Source organism: Streptomyces caatingaensis (assembly GCF_001187435.1).
Lineage (GTDB): Bacteria > Actinomycetota > Actinomycetes > Streptomycetales > Streptomycetaceae > Streptomyces > Streptomyces caatingaensis.
In genome coordinates this window covers 77,817-95,349 of sequence record NZ_LFXA01000003.1, presented here as the reverse complement: position 1 = coordinate 95,349, position 17,533 = coordinate 77,817, and the positions used below count along the sequence as shown (strand labels likewise).

Genomic DNA, 17,533 nt, shown 5'->3' with positions numbered 1-17,533 from the left:
CGTGACCGGCTGGCCGATCACCGGCACCGGCGCCGTCACCGCCGTCGGCGCCGGCACCACCGAGGTCTTCGCCGCCCTGTGCGCCGGGCGCGGGGCACCGCTCCCGGTACGGGCCTTCGACACCGCCCGGCTGCGCACCCGGCACGCCTACGAGATCACCGACCCGCCGCAGCGGCCGGCGGCCTGGCTCTGCCGGGCCGTCGCCGAGGCCCTCGCCGCGGCCGGGCTGCCGGAGGACCTCTCGGAGGTCCCCGTCCTCGTCGGCAGCGGGCTGCGCGACCTGCGCGCGGCCGAGCGGGACCGGCCGTACGAGCCGCACTTCGGCCCCGCCCTGCGCGAACGCTTCGGCGCCTGCGACACCCACACCTTCGGCGGCGCCTGCTCCGCCTCCCTCTACGCCCTCGCCCTCGGCGCCGACCTGCTCGCCGCCGGGCGCGCCGACACCGTCGTCGTCGCCGGCGCCGACACCCTCACCGCCAGCATGTACGCCCTGCTCGACCGCGCCCAGCCCGGCGCCCCGCGCGAGGTCCGCCCCTTCGACCGCGACAGCGGCGGGCAGCTCCTCGGCGACGGCGCCGCCGCCGTCGTCCTGCGCCGCCCCGGCACCGGCCCGGCGCGGGCCGTGCTGCGCTCCGTGGGCCTGCACTGCGACGCGGGCCACGTCACGGCGCCGTCCGCCGACGGGCTCGTCGCCGCCCAGCGCCGGGCCCACGAACGCGCCGGCGTCACGCCCGCCGACATCGGCCTCGTCCACGCCCAGGGCACCGGCTCCCCGCACAACGACCGCGCCGAGGCGGAGGCGCTGGGCCGCGTCTTCGGCACCGGCCCCGGCGGGCCGCTGATCGCCGCCGTGGAGGGCATGACCGGGCACACCTCCGGCTGCTCGGGGCTGCTCAACACCGTTCTGGCGGTGGCGAGTCTGCGCGAGGGGCGGGTGCCGCCCGTCACCGGGCTGGACAAGCCCATCGCCGCGGCCGAGGGACTGCGGTTCAGCACGGGCGAGCCGGTGTCGGCCGCGTACGCCCAGGTGAACTCCTTCGGCTTCGGCGGGGTCAACGCCGTCGCGGTCCTCGGGAGGGCGGCGTGACGGCCGTCACCGGCACCGCCACGGCCGGCGCCCAAGGCATCGGCCACGACCGTGAGTTGCGCTTCAAGGACCGCGCGACGCGGCTCGCCGTCACGGTCGCCGGCCGCGCGCTGGCCGACGCCGGACTGCTGCGCGACGGCGCCCTCACCGTCCCGGGGACGGACACCGGGGTGGTCGTCAGCTCCAACCTCGCCACACTGGAAACCGTCCGCCGGGTGGCCCGGACCCTCGACCGGGAGGGGCCCGCCGCCCTGCGCGCCGTGGACCTGCCGAACGCGTGCAGCAACGCGCCCGCCTCCGGCGTCGCCATCCGCTACGGCCTCCACGGCATCAACCTCATGCTCTGCAACGGCGCGACGTCCGGCCTCGACGCGGTCGGCTGGGCCGTCCTGGCCCTGGAGGCGGGCCGTGCGCGGCACATGCTGGTGGTGGGCGTCGAACCGGCCGACGCGGCCGCCGGCACCACGGACGGTGCCGCGGCCCTCGTGCTGGAACCCCCCGCCGTGGCCGCCCGGCGCGCCGCGCCCGTACGGGCGGTGGTCCTCGGCCACGCCCGGCGCCGGGACAGGGCGGCGGCGGTCGCGGCCGCGGGACGCCCGACTCCCGCGGGAACAGCGGGAGTCCGCACCGGAGGGGCGCCGGAACACCTGCCGGCGGACGGGCGCGACGGCCCCTCCGGCGCGCACGGCGTCTTCCAATGCGTCGCCGCCACCGCCCGGTTCGCCCCGGGGGCGGAGGGCGGCGCGCCGCCCTCCGTGCTCGTCGTGGCCGGCGGGGGCGGCGCGGACGACGCCGCCGCGGCCGTCCTGCTCGCCGCCGCACACCACGACGGCCTGTCGAAGGGAGAGGGATGACACGGGTCCTGATCACCGGTGCGGGGGCCGTCTCCGGCCTCGGCGCGGGAGTGGAGGCCATGTGGCGGGGGCTGTGCGCGGCGCCCGGGGATCCGCCCCGGCGGGCCGCCGACCCCGGCGCCCGGATGGCGCTCCCGCTGATCCACCGGGCGCCCGCCGAGGAGGGCCCCGGGGGCCGGACCACGCGGCTGGCCCTCATGGCGGCGCGCGAGGCGGTCGCCGACGCGGGGCTCGACGGCGCGCACCTGGCGCGCGGCGCCGTGGTGATGGGCACCGGCGGGGGCGACGCCGACCTGTGGGAACGGCCGTTGGACCCGGACCGCACCGAGGCGCCGGCCTTCACGGTCGCCTCCGCGGTCGCCGCCGCCCTGGGCGCGGGCGGGGGCGCGACCTGTGTGAGCAACGCCTGCTCGGCGGGCGGCTTCGGCCTCGCGATGGCGCTGGACATGATCCGCGCGGGGGAGGCGGACGTCGTCGTCGCCGGGGGAGCGGAGGCGTACAGCAGGGTCGCGCTGGGCTGCTTCAACCGCATGCGGGCCGTGGACCCGTACGCCTGCCGCCCGTTCCACCGCGACCGCGCGGGCACCGTCTTCGGCGAGGGCGCCGCCGTCCTCGTCCTGGAGTCGGCCGGGCACGCGCGGCGGCGCGGGGTGCGGCGGCACTACGCCGAACTGGCCGGTTCCGGCTGGAGCTGCGACGCCCACCACCTGACCGCGCCCGACCCGGAGGGCGCCCAGATCCGGCGGGCCATGACGCAGGCGCTCGCCGACGCGGGGGTGGGCGCGGACGCGGTCGGGTGCGTCGTGCCGCACGGCACGGGCACGCGGCTCAACGACGTCGTCGAGAGCGAGGCGCTCGGCGCGGTCTTCGGCGAACGGCTCGGCCGGCTGCCGCTGTACAGCCTCAAGGCGCTGATCGGCCACACGGCGGGCGCCGCCGGGGCCCTCGGCGCCGTCGCGGCGGCCCTGGTCCTCGACCGCCGCACCGTGCCGCCCAACGTACCGCTCGGCGCGGACCAGGACCCCGAGTGCCCGGTGCACCTGCCCCAGGGCGGCACCGTGCCGCTGACGGGCCGTCATGTCATGGTGAACGCCTTCGCGTTCGGGGGGAACAACGTGTCGCTGGTCCTGGAAGGGAGGACGGCGTGAGCGCCAACGAGCTGGTGGTGACGGGCATCGGCGTCGTCTCGCCGCGCGGCTGCGACCCGGCCGCCCTCGACCTGGAGGGGGCCGTCCCGGCGGACGACGCGTGGTTCGACGTCGCGGCGGAACTCGGCCCGCGCGGCTACAAGTACGTTCCGCCGTCGTGCCGTTACCTCCTCGCCGCCACGCGCCGGGCCGTCGCCGACGCGGGCGGCTCCCCGGCCGCCGTGCCGGAGGCGGAACGCGGCATGGCCGTCGGCACCAACAGCGGCATCGCCGCCCTCATCGACGGGATGGACGCGACCGTGACCGGTCCGGGCGCCGAACGGCTCAGCCCGGCGACGGCCCCGTACTTCTCCATCAACACCCTCGCCGGCCGCGTCGCCATGGACCACGGCGTCAAGGGCTGGAACCTCACCCTCACCTCCCCGCGCACGGCGGGCCTGGAGGCGCTGCTCGCCGGCGCCCGCGCGGTCGCGGCCGGGCGCTCCACCGTGCTGCTGGCCGGCTCGACGGAGGCGGCCCTCCCCGACCACCACCCCGCCCACGCCGCCTCCGAGGCCGGAGCGGTGGTCCTCGTCCTCGAACCGCGCGGCCGGGCCGCCGCGGCCCCCTACGGCACGTGCCGCACGGCCGTCTTCTCCCTCCCCGCCGCCGAACCGCAGCTCGACGAGATCCTCATCCGGCTCCTCAAGGACGCGCCCGCCCCGGACTCCGCCCTGCTGGTGACCGACGCGACCGACGCGTCCCCCCTGGGCGCCGTGCTCGCCGACGCCCTCCGCCGCTTCGGCGTCCCCGCCGACACCGTCCCGCCCGCGGCCGGCACGCTCCTGCCCATGCTCCACCTCGCCCGCACCCTCGGCCGCCCCGGCCCCCCGCGCCTCCTCGCCACCACCAGCCCCGACGGCGCCTGCGCCCTGACACTGGCCCGTCCCCGTCACCTGCCCGACCGGACCTAGGAGTCACCGTGAACACCGACAGCACCGCCATCGACCTCGAGGACCTGCGCACCACCATCGCCGAGGTCCTCGAACTCGACACCGAGGAGGTCACGGACGACGCCCGCTTCGTCCAGGACCTGGGCGTCGACTCCCTCCTCGCCCTGGAGATGCAGATCGCCCTGGAGGAGCAGTACGGCGTCCACCTGACGGAGGCCGACCTGGGCGAGGCGACGACCCTGCGGGCCACGTACGACCTGGTGACGCGCAAGGTCGCGGCCGCCTGAACGGAGGGCCGGAGCCGTGACCGGGCCGCCGCGGCCCCGGCTCCGGCCCCTCCGCGCCAGGCCGTCCCCGCAAGCTCCGACGGAAGCCTAGGGGAGCGTCAGCGGGACCAGATGGCGCGGCTCGAGCACCGTGCCGCCGAGCGGTTCCACGATCTCCCGGAGCCGTCGCACCGCCGCTGTGTCGACGGTCGAGCCGATGTCCGCCGAGGTCAGCTTCCCCAGCATGGTGTCGTGGTGACTGGGCACCACCAGGGGCGGGTTGCCCAGCGCCGCCATGACGCGCTCGGCATGGCGGTGCACCCCCGCGTTGCCGCTGCAGCCGAGCACCAGGACATCGGGCCGCTCGCCGGCGACCTCGCGCTCGGCGAAGTCGGCGGTGCCGCTGAGGAACATCACCCGCAGCCCGTCGGCCCCCACGGTGACCTGGTAGGCGAGCGAGCCGCCCTCGACCAGATCCTTGATGGTGCGGGGCCTTTCCGGTGTGGTCACCAGATGGCCGGGGGCGACGAAGCCGTAGCCGGGCAGCCGACTGTGGAGGCTGCGGAAGACCTGCACGGTCCAGGCGGGTGGCCGGCTCGTCGGGCCCTCGGGGAAGCGCAGGTACTCGCCGCCGGTCACGGTGATGCACCGGTCCAGACGCCGCCGTCCGACGCCCAGGGCGCGCAGCAGATGGAGAGGGGTCTCGCCGCAGAGTGTGCGGATCGTGGCGTCCCGCCAGGCCGGGCGGTCGAGGAGCTGGGGCACGTCCAGGAGGTGGTCCCAGTGCCCATGGGTCACCAGGACGAGGTCGGGGGCGCCGGTCAAGTGGTCGCGGGCCACCGTCTCCACGGTCCCGGTGTCCGGCGCCAGCAGCGTGTCCGGATCGATGGTGCTGCCGCCCGGCCCGGTGTACTCCTGCCGGGACAGGTAGGGGTCGACGAGGATGCTGTGGCCGGAGAAGGAGAGTTCCCAGCCCGCCACTCCCAGCCAGCGGAGCTGCGCGCCGTGCGCCGAGCGCCGCCGCCGGCGGTCCGCCGCCCGTTCCTGCGCCTGGGCCGGCGTCCCGGCCGCGCCCAGGCCGACCCCCAGGGCGGCGCCCGCGACGGCCCCGCGCAGCAGGCGGCGTCTCCCCACGGCCGGCTCGTCCGCCGCACCCGCGGCGTTCGTTCCACATCCGGTGCACACGGTGTCTCCCAAGGAATACCTGATGGTCTGTCAGAGTGCCTGCACAGCCGCTTTCGTGACCTCGGCGATCAGCGCGTCGTCGGAACGGGCGCCGGCCTCGCCGCGGTCGGAGAGGACGGCGATGACGACGGGGCTCCGGCCGGGCGGCCAGGCGACGGCGATGTCGTTGCGGGTGCCGTAGCCGCCGTTGCCGGTCCGGTCCCCGACCTTCCAGCCGGCCGGGACGCCGGCGCGGATGTAGCGGTCGCCGGTCGTGTTGTGCACCAGCCAGTCCGTGAGCAACTGCCGCCGGCCGTCGGAGAGAACGCTGCCGAGGACGTAGCGGCGCAGATCGGTGGCGATGGAGCGGGGTGTGCTGGTGTCCCGGGTGTCGCCGGGGACGGCGTCGCTGAGGCCGGGCTCGGTGCGGTCGGTACTGATGGTCGAGTCGCCGATGCCGCGCAGCTCCTTCTGCAGGCCCGCGGGGCCGCCGAGGTGGTCGAGCAGCAGATTGGCCGCCGTGTTGTCGCTGTACTCCGCGGCCGCGGCGGCCACCTCGCGCAGCTTCATGCCCGTGGCCACGTGCTTCCTGGCGATGGGCGCCCACTTCTGCAGGTCCTCGGGGCGGTAGGTCACCACCTGGTCCAGCTCGGCGTCGGAGGCGTGGTGCAGCAGGGCGCCGGCGGCGAGGGCCTTGAACGTCGAGCAGTGCGCGAAGCGTTCGTCGGCCCGGTAGGTCACCTCCCGGCCGGTGCCGGTGTCCAGCGCGTACAACCCCACCCGGGCGCCGAAGCGTTGCTCGAGCTGCCTGAAGGGAGCGGCCGCCGGGGCCGGGGCGGAGGGCTCCGCCCCGGTGCCGGAGCCCCGGCCGGTACAGCCGGACACCAACAGGGCCGCGGTCAACGGCGCGACGAACAGGACCATACGGGACGTGGTGGTGGTCATGCCGGTCAGCCTGCCGCTGACGGTCTCATGCACGCAAAGACAGGACCGATGCCTTTCATGCGCTTTCCGCATAGCATCCGGATCATGGACCTGGTGGGAGCGTGCCGCGCGTTTGTGAAGGTGGGGGAGCGGGGGAGCTTCACCCAGGGCGCCGAAGCGGCGGGGATGCCGCAACCGGTGGCGAGCCGGCGGATCGCCGCGCTCGAAAGACACCTGGGCAGCCCCCTGTTCGACCGGTCCGGCCGCCGTGCCGCGCTGACCCCCTTCGGCCGGGAGCTGCTCCCGTCCGCGAAGCGGCTGGTCGAGCTGGCGGACGCGATGGAGTGCGACGCCGAGCGGGCCAGGCTGCGGCCGGTGGCCTGCGCGGTCCCCGAGATCTGCTCCGTCCGGCGGCTGGCCGAACTCGACGCGGCCGCCCACGAGATGGGCATGGTCCTCGGTTTCCGCCCCGCGGGGCCCGCCACGCGCAAGGAGCTGCTCACCTCCCACGAGGTGCGCCTGGCGCTCATCGCCGTCGCCCCGCACGAGGCCACCTGGACCGTGCCCCTCGGTGTGGCCTCCGCGGTCACCACGGACGCGCGGCCGCTGCACATCGGCACACTGCGCCCCCGGCCGCGGCGGCGCGCGTTCCCACGGATACGGATCCAGCCGGAGGACGACCTGCCGCACATCCGGGACCGCCTGGAGCAGCTGGGCCACCGCGCCGCCCTCCTGCCCGCGCAGATCACGGTCGCCCCCTCCCTCACGGCTGCGGTCTCCGAGACGCTCCGCACCGGCGCCCTGCTGCTCTGCTCCTCCGCACAGGCGGACGAACTCGGGCTCTTCTGGCGCCCCTTGGCGGGCACTCCCGTCGTACGCGGCTACCAGCTGCGCGCCGTCGGCGGCACCGACGCGCAGCGCGTCGGCGAAGGGCTCCGCGAGCCGTTCGCCCGCTGCCTGGGCGTACCGGCCGGCGGGCAGGGGCGGTCGTGAGCGCGCAACGGATGGTCCGGGAACTGCGGACCATGCTCAAGGAGGCCGGGCTGTCCGGCTCGTTCCTCGTCCGCGACCTGGCCACAGGTGACGAACTCGGCATCGGTCCGGACGTCGAGCTGCCCCTCGCCTCGGTGGTCAAGGTGCCGCTCGCCATGGCCGTGAGCGAACGCATCGAGGACGGACGGATCGACGCGGCCGCCGTGATCGACGTGGTGCCCGGCCCCGGCACGTCCCCGGGCCCGACGGGGCTGAGCCGGTTCCGCCACCCGGCCCGGATCGCCGTCGAGGACCTGCTCTACCTCAGCACCGCGGTCAGCGACAACACCGCCGCGGACGCCCTGTTCGGCCTCGTGACGCCCGCCGAGGTCCATGACACCGTGGTGAACGCCGGGGTGACCGGCATCGCCGTCCGCCACCCGATGGACGAGCTCTCCCGGACCCCGGCCGAGCGGTTCGCGCCGCGCGACGTCCACCTCGCCCAGTCCCTGGCGATCGGCTCCCGGACCGCCGGCCACGGGCACCCCGTCCCCCAACTCGACGTCACGCGCGCCAACTCGGGCACGGCCCGGGCCTGCGCCGACCTCCTCCAGGCCCTGTGGACGCCCACCCGGATCCCGCCCGCGGTCGCGGCCCGGGTGCGCGCCCTCATGGGCCAGAACGTCCTGCGGCACCGGCTCGCCCCCGAGTTCGACTCGGACGCCACCCACTGGTCCTCCAAGACCGGCACCCTGCTCAACCTGCGCCACGAGATCGGCGTCGTCGAACACGACGACGGCTCCCGCTACGCCGTCGCGGCGTTGACGGAATCCACGGTCCCGGCCCGCGTCCAGCCCACGGCGGAGGCCGTGATGGCCCACGTGGCCCGCGCCCTCCACGACGAACTGCGGGCCCGCTGAGCGGGGGCACGCCGTGGCCACCGGTCCGCGCCGGGGATCCGGGCCGTCCCCTCCTGCCGGGAACAGCGAGACCCGGCAGGAGGGGACGGTGTTCACCGGCAGGGATTGATCGGGGGCGTCGAGTAGGTCCGTTCTCCTTCCACGACGAGCTGGCCGATGATGTCTCCGCACCCCAGGCGCTGCCCCTTCCACTGGTAGGACGCCCATCGGCCCGCGTACAGGGTGAAGGCTCCCTCGTCCAGGTGATCCTGGCCGCGGAAGGTGTACTTGAAGCGGGCGGTGATGTGCCCGCCCGCGGTCTTGTCGTAGTTCAGGTCGACGGTCGATCCGTCGACGGTGAGGCACAGCCTGCCGTCGTCGAGTCGGTTGCAGGTTCGCGAGGCCGCCGCCGGCCGGGTCTCGGCGGCCGGGTGGGACGCTTGGGCGGTGGTGCCCAAGGCGGCGAGGCCGACGGCGAGCAACGCGCTCGTCGTGATGCCGCTGATCGCTCGTGGAACTCGTGGAACGGACATGTTCTCCTCCAGGGTGTGTGGTTGCCGCGTGCGCGGATGCGGTGGTGCGGCCGGTGGATCCGGCCCGGCCCACACGCTGGCGCAGGCATCACCGCCGGCCCAGCCGGTGAGCCGGGCCGTCAGGAGAAGCCGCACGTCAGGGCGGGGTTGGCGGTTGTCCGGACCGGTGCCGGTCCGGAGCGGGACCTCGTTCGGGTGATCTCCCCGCCCCCGCCCCGCGCGGCAGCAGGAGGTCAGGACGCGGCGGGCCCGCGGTGCGGCCCGGGTGAGGGACCGAAGGGCGACCGCGTACCGGGACACTGGGCCCGTGACCGACGGGCAGGGGATTCCCGGACCGCGCCGGGCTTTCGCCGAGCGCTTCGACCTGCTGTACCGGGAGGCGGGCGGACCACTGCTGCGGAGTGTGTCCGCCGCGGTCGCGCGCGGCCGCCCGGCCGGTGCCGACGGCCGCCCGGTCCGGGTTCCCGCCCAGCGGATCAGCGACTGGCGCGGCGGACGAGCGGTGCCGGCCCGGTTCGAGCCGCTGGCGGCCGTACTGGCCGTGCTGATCGGAGAAGCCCGCCGGGCCCGTTCCCGGCCGGTCGTACCGGGCCTGTACGACATGGCCGACTGGCGTGCGCGGTGGCAGCAGGCGGCCGGCTCACCCGCCGGCGCGCAGGCGGCGGGTGAGGCGCAGACCGCCGCCAAGGCCCCGTGCCCGTACCGAGGGCTCGCCGCCTACCAGGCGGACGACGCCCGGTGGTTCTTCGGCCGGGAACAGGACACGGCGGCGCTGGTCGGCGAACTCGCCCGCTGCCTGGGCGGGCACGGTCTGCTGATCCTCCTCGGCGCCTCCGGGGCCGGGAAGTCCTCGCTGCTGCGCGCCGGCCTGCTTCCCGCACTCGCCGACGGCGCACTGCCCGGCTCGGACACCTGGCCGGTGGCCGTGTTCACGCCGACCGGTGATCCTCTCGACGCGCTCGCCGATGCGCTGGCCGGGGCCCTCGGATGCGAGCCGGCCGACCTCAGGGAGGCTGCCGGGTGCGGGCCGCGGGCGTTCCGCGAGACGCTCCTCCGGCGGTTGCCGGAAGGGCGCCGGCTCGCGGTGGTCGTCGACCAGTTCGAAGAGGTCTTCACGTCGGTCGCCGACCGCCGGCAGCGGGACCTGTTTCTCGGCGCCCTGCGCGCCGCCACCGCCCCCGCACGGGGCGGGCCGGGCATGCTCGCCGTCCTCGGCCTGCGGGCCGACTTCTACCAGGACTGTCTCGACCATCCGGACCTCCTCGACCCTCTGCGCAGGCATCAGCTGGCCCTCGCGCAGATGACGCCGCCGCAGCTCGCCCGCGCCATCCGCAAGCCGGCCGAGGCGGCGGGCCTGGAGCTGGAGGAAGGGCTGCTCGATGTGCTGCTCAGGGACCTCGGGCTGCGGAACTGGGAGAGCGGCGACCGGCCCGAGCCGGGCGCACTGCCGCTGCTCTCCCATGTGCTGCTGTCCACCTGGCAGCAGCGCACCGGCCACCGCCTCACCCTGCGCGGCTACCGGCTCACCGGTGGCCTGCACGGTTCCGTCGCCCAGGCCGCGGAGCGTGCCTGGGCCGGCGTCCACCCGAGCGAGCACGACATCGCCCGGCACGTGCTGCTCCGGCTCGTGAGGGTCGGGCCGGACGGCCAGGACACCCGGCGGCGGGCCGCCCGGGCCGAGCTGCTCGCCGCGCTGCCCGACAGCGTCTGCGTGCAACGGCTGCTCGACGGCTTCGCCGCCGCCCGGCTGCTCACCCTGACCGCGGACACCGTCGAACTCACCCACGAAGCCCTGCTGGGCGCCTGGCCACGGCTGCGCGAGTGGATCGAACAGGACCGCTCCGGCCTGGTGACACACCAACGGGTGGAGCAGGACGCCGCGGGTTGGGCGGCCGAGCGGCGCGATCCGGCCCTGCTCTACCGGGGCACCCGGCTGGCCCCGGCCCGTTCCTGGGCCGATGCCGACGGTGAGCGGTTCGGACTCAGCCCGCTGGCGGCCGAGTTCCTCACCGCCTCCACGACGGCGGAGGAGGCCGCGCGGCGGACCGAACAGCGCGGGCGGCGACGGCTGCGGGTGCTGGTGGCCGGGCAGGCGGTGCTGCTCGCCCTGCTCCTGATCGCCGGCGGGATCGCCCTCGTCCTGTACCGGCGGGAGGACCACGCGTCCCGCCAGGCGAACGCGGCCGCCTTGATGGCGCAGTACGAGAACGTCTCCGCCGACCGGCAGCCAGGGCTGGGCCTTCCCCTCGTCACGTCCGCGTACGCACAGGACCGCTCGGCCCCGGGCGCCGTCGCCGCGCTGGCGTCCGCGACCGGCTCGCAGTTCGCCGGGGCGATGCCGGCCGGACAGCAGGGCCAGTGGACCCTGGCCTTCGACCCGGAATCCGGAGTGCTCGCCACCGCCGGACTCAACGGTCGGGTGAGCCTGTTCCAGCCGGACCGGCGACGGAGACTGGCAACCCTGGCTCCCGGCACCGGCGGTGCTCCGCCCGCCCCGCCCCACCCCGCCTACGCCCGTGAAGCCTTCGGCGGCATCGCGCAGGGCGCGCCGGGGCCGGTCGCCTTCGCCCCGCGCGGTCACCTGCTCGCGGTCTCCACCAGCCGGCGCATCGACGAATGGGATGTGACCGACCCGAGGGCGCCGCGCTGGATCCGGGCCGTCACCGAGCAGGCGGACGCCGTGAACGCACTGGCCTTCAGCCCTGACGGCGCGACGCTCGCCGCCGCCGGCAACGACGGTGCGGTGCGGCAGTGGGACACGGTCTCGGGCAGGTTCCGGACCCAGCCCCTGCAACTGCACAGCCCGGTCCTCGGCGTCGCCTTCAGCCCGGACGCGACCACACTGGCCGCGTGCGCCCGCGACCGGGACATCCGGCTGTGGCGGCGGAACGGCAGCGCCGAGCCGCGTCTGCTGCGCCGCGTGCACAAGGCCTCCGTCATCCACATCGCCTTCAGCCCGGACTCGCGGATGCTGGTGTCCACCAGCGACGATCACACCGCTGTGCTGTGGGACGTCCCGACCGGGCGGGCCGTGCACACCCTGACCGCGAGTGATGTGGTGTTCGACGCCGCCTTCGGCCGCGACGGGACACTGGTGGCCACCGCCTCCTACGACCACAGCGTCCAGCTGTGGGACGTGAAGACGGGAGCGATGGCCGAGAAGCTGACCGGCCACACCGATCGCGCCATGGGGGGCGCGTTCGGCCCGGGCGGGCGGTGGCTGGCCAGCGCCGGCATGGACGGCAACGCGGTGTTGTGGGACATGGCCGGGGCAGAGCGGATCTTCTCGCCGGCGGCGAAGGTCCGCGGTCTGGCCTTGAGCCCGGACGGCACGCTGCTGGCCACCGGGGACGACAACGGCATGGTGCGGGTCTGGCGCCGGCGGCCGGACGCGCGCGACGGCCGGTATCTGCGCCTGCTCCAGCAGTGCCGACTGCCGCTGCCGGACGGCCGGGTGTGGCGGGTGGCGTTCTCACCGGACGGCCGGACGGTCGGCATCGTCACCGACTCCCCCCTGGTGTGGCTGCTGGATGTCCGCACCGGCGGCCTGTGGCAGCTGCCGGTCGGGGTCGAGGACAAGGACCATGAGTGGGGCCGCTCGATCGCCTTCCTCGGCGCGGACGAGGTGCTCAGCACGGATGATCCCGGAGTGACGAGGATCTGGGACGTGCGCACCAGGCGCCCGCTGCACCGGTTGAACCGCCTCGAATCCAGGGCACTGGCCGCCGATCCCCGGGGCCGTTTCTTCGCCCGGCCGCACGGGGACAGACTCGAACTGCTCGATGCGGCCGGGCGACTGCTGGCCGACTCCCCCTTCCCGACGGGAGTGGGCGTCGGGCTCGTCCTGGCCCTGAGCCCGGACGGCACCCGGCTGGCCGCCACCCTCAAGGACGAGAGCATCGCGGTATGGCAGGTCCGGGCTGTGCCCGGCCGGCCGGTCGCGCTCACGCCCCTGGCCACCGGACTGCGCCGCCGCTCCCTCACCGGTCTCGAAGCGCTGGCCTTCAGCCCTGACGGGCGGACCCTCGCCGCCGCCGACGACAACCACACCATCCAGTTGTGGGACGCCGGCACCGGGCAACCGACGCTGACCCTCACCGGGCACACCGACAAGGTGGAGTCGCTTGCCTTCGGCCCGGACGGGAAGACGCTGATGAGCTCCGGCGACGACTGCACCGTCAGGTTTTGGGATCTCGACCCCGACGACGCCTTCCGCCGCGTCGGCCTCGCGGTCCGGGCCCGGACACCGAGGAAGAGGTGACCCACCCGATACTTTCGCCCCGGCCGTTGTTCAGCGGGCGGGCGGCTTGGTGACCGCGTCCGCGATGCGCGCGATCATCTGCCCCTGGGTGGCATCCCGGTGCGTGGGCGTCCACGAGTAGACGACCGTGCGCCGGAGGTCGCGGGTCGCGGCGACCGCCGAGTTGTAGCCGTACCGCTCACCCGTCTTGCCCCACAGCGTCACGCCGTTCACCGTGATCGACTTGAGCCCCATGCCGTAACAGGCCGGGGAGCCGTCCACCATGCGCACATCACCGCCCGGCAGGGCGAACATCTTGTCCAGCGTCGCCTTCGGCAGCAGCCTGCCCGGGGTGAACAGCGCCGTGATGAAGCGCTCCAAATCCCCCGTCGTGGAGATGACTTCGCCCTCTCCCCACGCCTCGGACTGGTTGTAGACCGTGGCGTCCCGCAGCGTGCCGTCCGACATCGCCAGGTAGCCGTGGACGTGCGGGCCGTGGATCCGGGGGTCGTCACCGGGGAACGAGGTGTGGCGCAGGCCCAGCGGACGAAGGACGCGCTCGCCGATCGCCTCGGCGTACGGCCTGCCCGTCACCTTCTCGATCAGCAGGGAGGCCAGGACGTAGTTGATGCCCCGGTACTCCTGCGCGGTGCCCGGCGCGAACTTCATCGTGCGGTCGGGCAGCGCGGCCAGGATCGTCCTCGGCGTCCACCGGTCGTAGCGGTGGCCGAGGATCTGCTCCGGGGTGGTCTTCCCCGGACCCTTCGCGTCCGGCAGCCCGCTCGTGTGATCGAGCAGCTGCGCCACCGTGATCGGCGGGTACCCCTTGGCCCGCAGCTCCGGCAGGTAGTCCTGCGCCGGCCGGTCCAGGTCCACCCGGCCCTCGTCCGACAGTTGCAGCACGACCGTCGCCACGAACACCTTGGTGATGCTGCCCGCCCGGAAGGCGTCGTCCGGCCGGATCGGCGCGCCCGTGCGCCGGTCGGCCACACCGGCCGTGCCGTACCAGCGGCCCGCCGTGCCGCCGACCCTCAGCTGGGCGCCGGTCGCCTGTGGGTGGTCCAGGTCGGAGATCGCCGCGCGCAGGGCCGCGGGGTCGAGCGGCGGGACGGCGGACGCCGGCGCCGTGGCCGTCGTCGGGGGAACGGCCGCGAACGCGGCGGGGGCGGTGGCGCCCGCGAGCAGGGCGGCGGTCAGCGCGGCACCCATGAGGGCCCGGCGGGAGAGGACGAGGGAATTCATGGGGATCATGATTCGGGCGCGGACCCGCCCGGCCATCCGGGAACGGCCCGCACCCGCCCCCGACCCGCCCCTGACACCGGGTCGGGGACGGTCCCTGACGACGCATCGGGTCCGGCTCCCGCGGGCGCGCCGCCGCGCGGCGGGCTACGGTCGGGCCCATGGAGACCATCGTCGTGTACGAGTTCGACCGGTCGGCGACCGCGTCCGGCAGGGGGTCCGACGCCGCCGGGCTCCGCGTCCACCGGGTCCACGTGGCCCCCGGAGCCCCGGGGAACGCCTCGTCCCCGGGCCCGCGGACGTTCTGCGGAAAGGACACCTTCGCCATGGAGAAGGCACCCTGGCGGCCGGCGGAACGTCAGGGATCCTCCTGGTACCCCCCGGAGTACGCCGACCGGATCTGCGAGAGCTGCGTCGCCGTCATGGAGGACGAGGGCTGACGGGCCGGGCGGCCGGTCAGGCCCGGCGTATCGTGACGCCGCCGACGAGGGAGTAGGAGCGGACCGTGACCACGGCCCCGCCGGGCTCGCCGTCGATGTCCTTGCTGCGGCCGCCGAGGAGGGAGAAGCCGCTGACCTCGACCGCGGTGCCGGCCGGGACGGTCAGGTCGACGCCGCCGAGGACGGAGAAGGCGTCGATCTCGGCGGAGGCGCCTTCGGGGTAGGAGAGCTCCGCGCCGCCGACCAGGGCCGCCTTGACGAGGTGGGTCGGGCCGGCGGGCAGCTCGGCGTCAGTGTGGTCGAGCTTGGCGCCGCCCACCGCGGCCACGTGCACCGTCCGCTCCCGGGCGGTGAAGGACCCCTCGTGCTTGAGCCCGCCGAGGAGCGAGAGGCTCCACTCGGTGCGGCGGGTGCGGGGGGCGGTGTCCTTCGTGATCTCCATGTCCCTCACGGTACGGCCGCGAACCGATGGACCGTCAGTGCCCTCCGCCATCGACTCGGGATGACAAACGTCATGGTCACGCGCCCGCTGGGCTTTTCGGTCACCCCCGGCCCGGATGCTCTGGCTCTTTCTCCCGCAGCCCGTGCGTCCGTACCCATGAATACTGCTGTCATGACCAGACCAAGAGCTGCACGGCTCCTCACCCTGCTCGCGGCGGGCCTGCTTCTGCTGCTGGGCCTCCAAGCCGCTCCGGCGTCCGCCGAGGTCTTCTGCAGCGGAGGCCACTCGGTCGACGGAGCCATCTGGACGGAGTACACCCAGACACCCGGTGTACAGCAGGCCCTCGGCTGCCCCATCACCGACGAACTCGCCCTTCCGGACGGTGTCGGCCGGCGCCAGGTCTTCTCGGGCGGATCGATCTACTGGAGCCCCGCCACCGGAGCGCACGCCGTCTGGGGCCTCATCGGACAGAAGTGGGGCGAGTACGGCTGGGAGGGCGGCAGCATCGGATACCCGCTCACCGACGAGCTCAAGAACCCGGACGGCAAGGGGGTGCGCCAGCAGTTCCAGCAGGCGACGATCTACTGGAGCCCCGCCACCGGAGCACACCCGGTACGCGGCCTCATCGGCTGGTACTGGGGTCAGAACGGCTACGAGAGGGGCAGGTACGGCTACCCGACGACGGACGAGACCGACAGCGGCAAGATCGGGGGCGTCCTCGACAGCAACGCGGGCGTCAAGCAGGGCTTCGAGAAGAGCAAGTACCTCCTGTACAGCCCCGGCCGGGCCGACGCCTACGAGACCTGCCACAGCCAGTGTCTCGGCTACGGCGGCATCACCGACTCGAAGTGGGTGAAAAAGACCGAGGTGTACATCAACCTGTCCGACCGCAACCTGCGTTCCGTCCACGTCACCCCGACCGACGACGCGTTCGCAAGCCTGAACCCCACGCGCACCACTGCCGTCGATGACATGGAGAACCTCTGGAAACAGGTGTGGGCCAACACCCACACGTTCCCGAACTACACGCAGACCGAGCTGAATTCGGTCTACCAACAGCTCTACTGCCACGCGAAGTACTCCTTCCCCAACGGTTCGGGAGGCCACTTCGGCGGCCCGACGTGGGACCTCGAAGTCTGGCGCGCCGACATCGGCATGGACACCGACAAGATGCTCAAAACCGGCTGCAACTGGTAGCGCCGGTACATCGGTTCCTCACCCTCCTTCCCGGGCAGGCCGGTTGAGGGGTCTGGGCCGACCGGGCACGGTTCACGCCGCCGCTCGCCGGGAAGGATCTTCCTCCGCGCACCGCTGACCCTGGCCGGATCACCCCTGGTTCCTCCGGTGCAGAACAGACAAAGTGGGCGGGTGAGTCGCTGGGGGACCACGGGAGAGGTGAGGAACGTGCCCACGAGTGAGGACGCCACGCGGAGCTATTACGCCTCCGCGGACGTGGACGCCTTCTACGAAGAAGTCTGGGGAGGGGAGGACATCCACACCGGCATCTACGAACGGCCGGGAGAACCGGTGGCCGACGCCTCGCGACGGACCGTCGAACGGCTGGCCGCACGGCTGGAGCCGGGGCCGGGCACACGGGTGCTGGACCTCGGCTCCGGATACGGCGGCACCGCCCGCTACCTGGCACGGCGGTTCGGCTGCCGGGTCGTCGCGCTCAACCTCAGCGAGCGGCAGAACGAACGCCACCGCCGGATCAACGCGGAGCGCGGGCTGGACGGGCTCGTGGAGGTCGTCACCGGCTCGTTCCACGACGTGCCGTACGCCGACGGGGAGTTCGACGCGGTGTGCTCGCTGGAGGCCCTGTGCCACAGCGGCGACCGCCCCCGGGCGCTGGCCGAGGCGGCACGCGTGCTCACACCGGGCGGGGCCCTGGCCTTCACCGACGTCATGGCCGCCGAGGACGCGCCCGCCGAGGAGCTCCGCCCGGTCGTCGCCCGGCTCGGGGTGGACGCCCTGGCCACGCCCTCCTTCTACCGGGAGGAGCTCGCCGGGCTCGGAATGGCGGAGGTCGCCTTCGACGACCACAGCGAGCAGCTGGTGCACCACTACGTCCGGCTGACCGAGGAGACCGAGGCCCGCCGGGCCGGGCTCGGCGAGGTCATCAGCCAGGACTACCTGCGGCAGCTCCTCACGAACCTGCCGCTGTGGGTGGACGCCTCCCGGCGCGGCCGGCTGCGCTGGGGGATCTTCCACGCCCGGCGCCCGGCCGGGGCGGACGAGGCGGCCGGGGCGGGCGAGGCGGCCGGGGCGGGCGGGGCGGGCGGGACACCGACGCCCGCCCCCTGACCGGCCCGGTCCGGCACTGGACAGCACCGGCGGGCCCCGGCCACGATGCCGCCTGCGGGGACCGGGCCGGTCCCCGGAAGGAGAAGGAG

At 74.7% G+C, this 17,533-nt stretch carries 16 protein-coding genes; 11 read left to right on the top strand and 5 right to left on the bottom strand.

Annotated features, from left to right (window positions below):
- Position 1: 1 nt before the first annotated feature.
- From AC230_RS06880 to AC230_RS06860, 5 genes are read left to right on the top strand one after another with little or no spacing between them, the layout of a single operon-like run.
- Positions 2-1,087, top strand: a complete 1,086-nt coding sequence (locus AC230_RS06880; RefSeq protein WP_049715153.1) for a beta-ketoacyl synthase N-terminal-like domain-containing protein — start codon at positions 2-4, stop codon at positions 1,085-1,087.
- Positions 1,084-1,941 carry a beta-ketoacyl synthase N-terminal-like domain-containing protein gene (locus AC230_RS32425; RefSeq protein WP_053161060.1) on the top strand — a complete coding sequence of 286 codons (858 nt, stop codon included), beginning with the start codon at positions 1,084-1,086 and terminating at the stop codon, positions 1,939-1,941. Before AC230_RS06880 ends, AC230_RS32425 begins: the two co-directional genes overlap by 4 nt.
- Positions 1,938-3,089: a beta-ketoacyl-[acyl-carrier-protein] synthase family protein gene (locus tag AC230_RS06870; protein ID WP_049715152.1), complete on the top strand. Its 1,152-nt coding sequence runs from the start codon at positions 1,938-1,940 to the stop codon at positions 3,087-3,089. The genes AC230_RS32425 and AC230_RS06870 overlap by 4 nt, the downstream gene beginning before the upstream one ends.
- Entirely contained in the window at positions 3,086-4,042 is a 957-nt protein-coding gene (locus AC230_RS06865; protein ID WP_053161059.1) for a beta-ketoacyl synthase N-terminal-like domain-containing protein, read from the top strand. Before AC230_RS06870 ends, AC230_RS06865 begins: the two co-directional genes overlap by 4 nt.
- A gap of 8 nt (positions 4,043-4,050) precedes the next feature.
- Positions 4,051-4,308, top strand: a complete 258-nt coding sequence (locus AC230_RS06860) for an acyl carrier protein (protein ID WP_107082079.1) — start codon at positions 4,051-4,053, stop codon at positions 4,306-4,308.
- Between the two features lie 87 nt (positions 4,309-4,395).
- Here the strand turns inward: AC230_RS06860 and AC230_RS06855 are convergent, their stop codons facing one another.
- On the bottom strand, positions 4,396-5,421 hold the full coding sequence (locus AC230_RS06855) for an MBL fold metallo-hydrolase (protein ID WP_049715151.1): 1,026 nt from the start codon (positions 5,419-5,421) through the stop codon (positions 4,396-4,398).
- 81 nt (positions 5,422-5,502) lie between these two features.
- A complete protein-coding gene (bla, locus tag AC230_RS06850) occupies positions 5,503-6,396 on the bottom strand; it encodes a class A beta-lactamase (protein WP_049715252.1) in 894 nt (297 codons plus the stop codon).
- A gap of 84 nt (positions 6,397-6,480) precedes the next feature.
- Between bla and AC230_RS06845 the strand changes: the two genes are divergently transcribed.
- Entirely contained in the window at positions 6,481-7,368 is an 888-nt protein-coding gene (locus AC230_RS06845) for a LysR family transcriptional regulator (protein ID WP_049715150.1), read from the top strand.
- The gene (locus AC230_RS06840; RefSeq protein WP_049715149.1) at positions 7,365-8,267 is read left to right on the top strand and encodes a serine hydrolase; all 903 of its coding nucleotides are present in this window, start codon (positions 7,365-7,367) and stop codon (positions 8,265-8,267) included. Before AC230_RS06845 ends, AC230_RS06840 begins: the two co-directional genes overlap by 4 nt.
- Before the next feature lie 92 nt (positions 8,268-8,359).
- Here the strand turns inward: AC230_RS06840 and AC230_RS06835 are convergent, their stop codons facing one another.
- A complete protein-coding gene (locus AC230_RS06835; protein WP_157868524.1) occupies positions 8,360-8,779 on the bottom strand; it encodes a hypothetical protein in 420 nt (139 codons plus the stop codon).
- Positions 8,780-9,086: 307 nt separating this feature from the next.
- Between AC230_RS06835 and AC230_RS06830 the strand changes: the two genes are divergently transcribed.
- Entirely contained in the window at positions 9,087-13,040 is a 3,954-nt protein-coding gene (locus AC230_RS06830) for a WD40 repeat domain-containing protein (protein WP_049715147.1), read from the top strand.
- A gap of 30 nt (positions 13,041-13,070) precedes the next feature.
- Here AC230_RS06830 and AC230_RS06825 read toward each other — a convergent pair whose 3' ends face one another.
- Positions 13,071-14,261, bottom strand: coding sequence for a serine hydrolase domain-containing protein (locus AC230_RS06825; RefSeq protein ID WP_049715146.1), 1,191 nt, complete (start codon positions 14,259-14,261; stop codon positions 13,071-13,073).
- A gap of 158 nt (positions 14,262-14,419) precedes the next feature.
- On the opposite strand from AC230_RS06825, the gene AC230_RS06820 reads away from it, so the two are divergent.
- A complete protein-coding gene (locus tag AC230_RS06820; protein ID WP_049715145.1) occupies positions 14,420-14,698 on the top strand; it encodes a hypothetical protein in 279 nt (92 codons plus the stop codon).
- Positions 14,699-14,714: 16 nt separating this feature from the next.
- On the opposite strand, the gene AC230_RS06815 is transcribed toward AC230_RS06820, so the two are convergent.
- Positions 14,715-15,140, bottom strand: coding sequence for a hypothetical protein (locus tag AC230_RS06815; RefSeq protein ID WP_049715144.1), 426 nt, complete (start codon positions 15,138-15,140; stop codon positions 14,715-14,717).
- Between the two features lie 171 nt (positions 15,141-15,311).
- On the opposite strand from AC230_RS06815, the gene AC230_RS06810 reads away from it, so the two are divergent.
- Both AC230_RS06810 and AC230_RS06805 read left to right on the top strand, forming a co-directional pair.
- Positions 15,312-16,337: a DUF2599 domain-containing protein gene (locus tag AC230_RS06810; protein ID WP_049715143.1), complete on the top strand. Its 1,026-nt coding sequence runs from the start codon at positions 15,312-15,314 to the stop codon at positions 16,335-16,337.
- A gap of 207 nt (positions 16,338-16,544) precedes the next feature.
- Positions 16,545-17,444 (top strand): SAM-dependent methyltransferase, encoded by a 900-nt coding sequence (locus tag AC230_RS06805; protein ID WP_078871035.1) that lies wholly within the window; start codon positions 16,545-16,547, stop codon positions 17,442-17,444.
- Positions 17,445-17,533 lie beyond the last annotated feature (89 nt).

What these genes read in the sequence shown, in the direction of transcription:
- AC230_RS06870 (WP_049715152.1), top strand. Translation starts at nt 1,938, where the DNA reads ATGACACGGGTCCTGATCACCGGTGCGGGGGCCGTCTCCGGCCTCGGC.
- bla (WP_049715252.1), bottom strand. Translation starts at nt 6,396, where the DNA reads ATGACCACCACCACGTCCCGTATGGTCCTGTTCGTCGCGCCGTTGACC.
- AC230_RS06845 (WP_049715150.1), top strand. Translation starts at nt 6,481, where the DNA reads ATGGACCTGGTGGGAGCGTGCCGCGCGTTTGTGAAGGTGGGGGAGCGG.
- AC230_RS06835 (WP_157868524.1), bottom strand. Translation starts at nt 8,779, where the DNA reads ATGTCCGTTCCACGAGTTCCACGAGCGATCAGCGGCATCACGACGAGC.
- AC230_RS06825 (WP_049715146.1), bottom strand. Translation starts at nt 14,261, where the DNA reads ATGAATTCCCTCGTCCTCTCCCGCCGGGCCCTCATGGGTGCCGCGCTG.
- AC230_RS06820 (WP_049715145.1), top strand. Translation starts at nt 14,420, where the DNA reads ATGGAGACCATCGTCGTGTACGAGTTCGACCGGTCGGCGACCGCGTCC.
- AC230_RS06815 (WP_049715144.1), bottom strand. Translation starts at nt 15,140, where the DNA reads ATGGAGATCACGAAGGACACCGCCCCCCGCACCCGCCGCACCGAGTGG.
- AC230_RS06810 (WP_049715143.1), top strand. Translation starts at nt 15,312, where the DNA reads ATGACCAGACCAAGAGCTGCACGGCTCCTCACCCTGCTCGCGGCGGGC.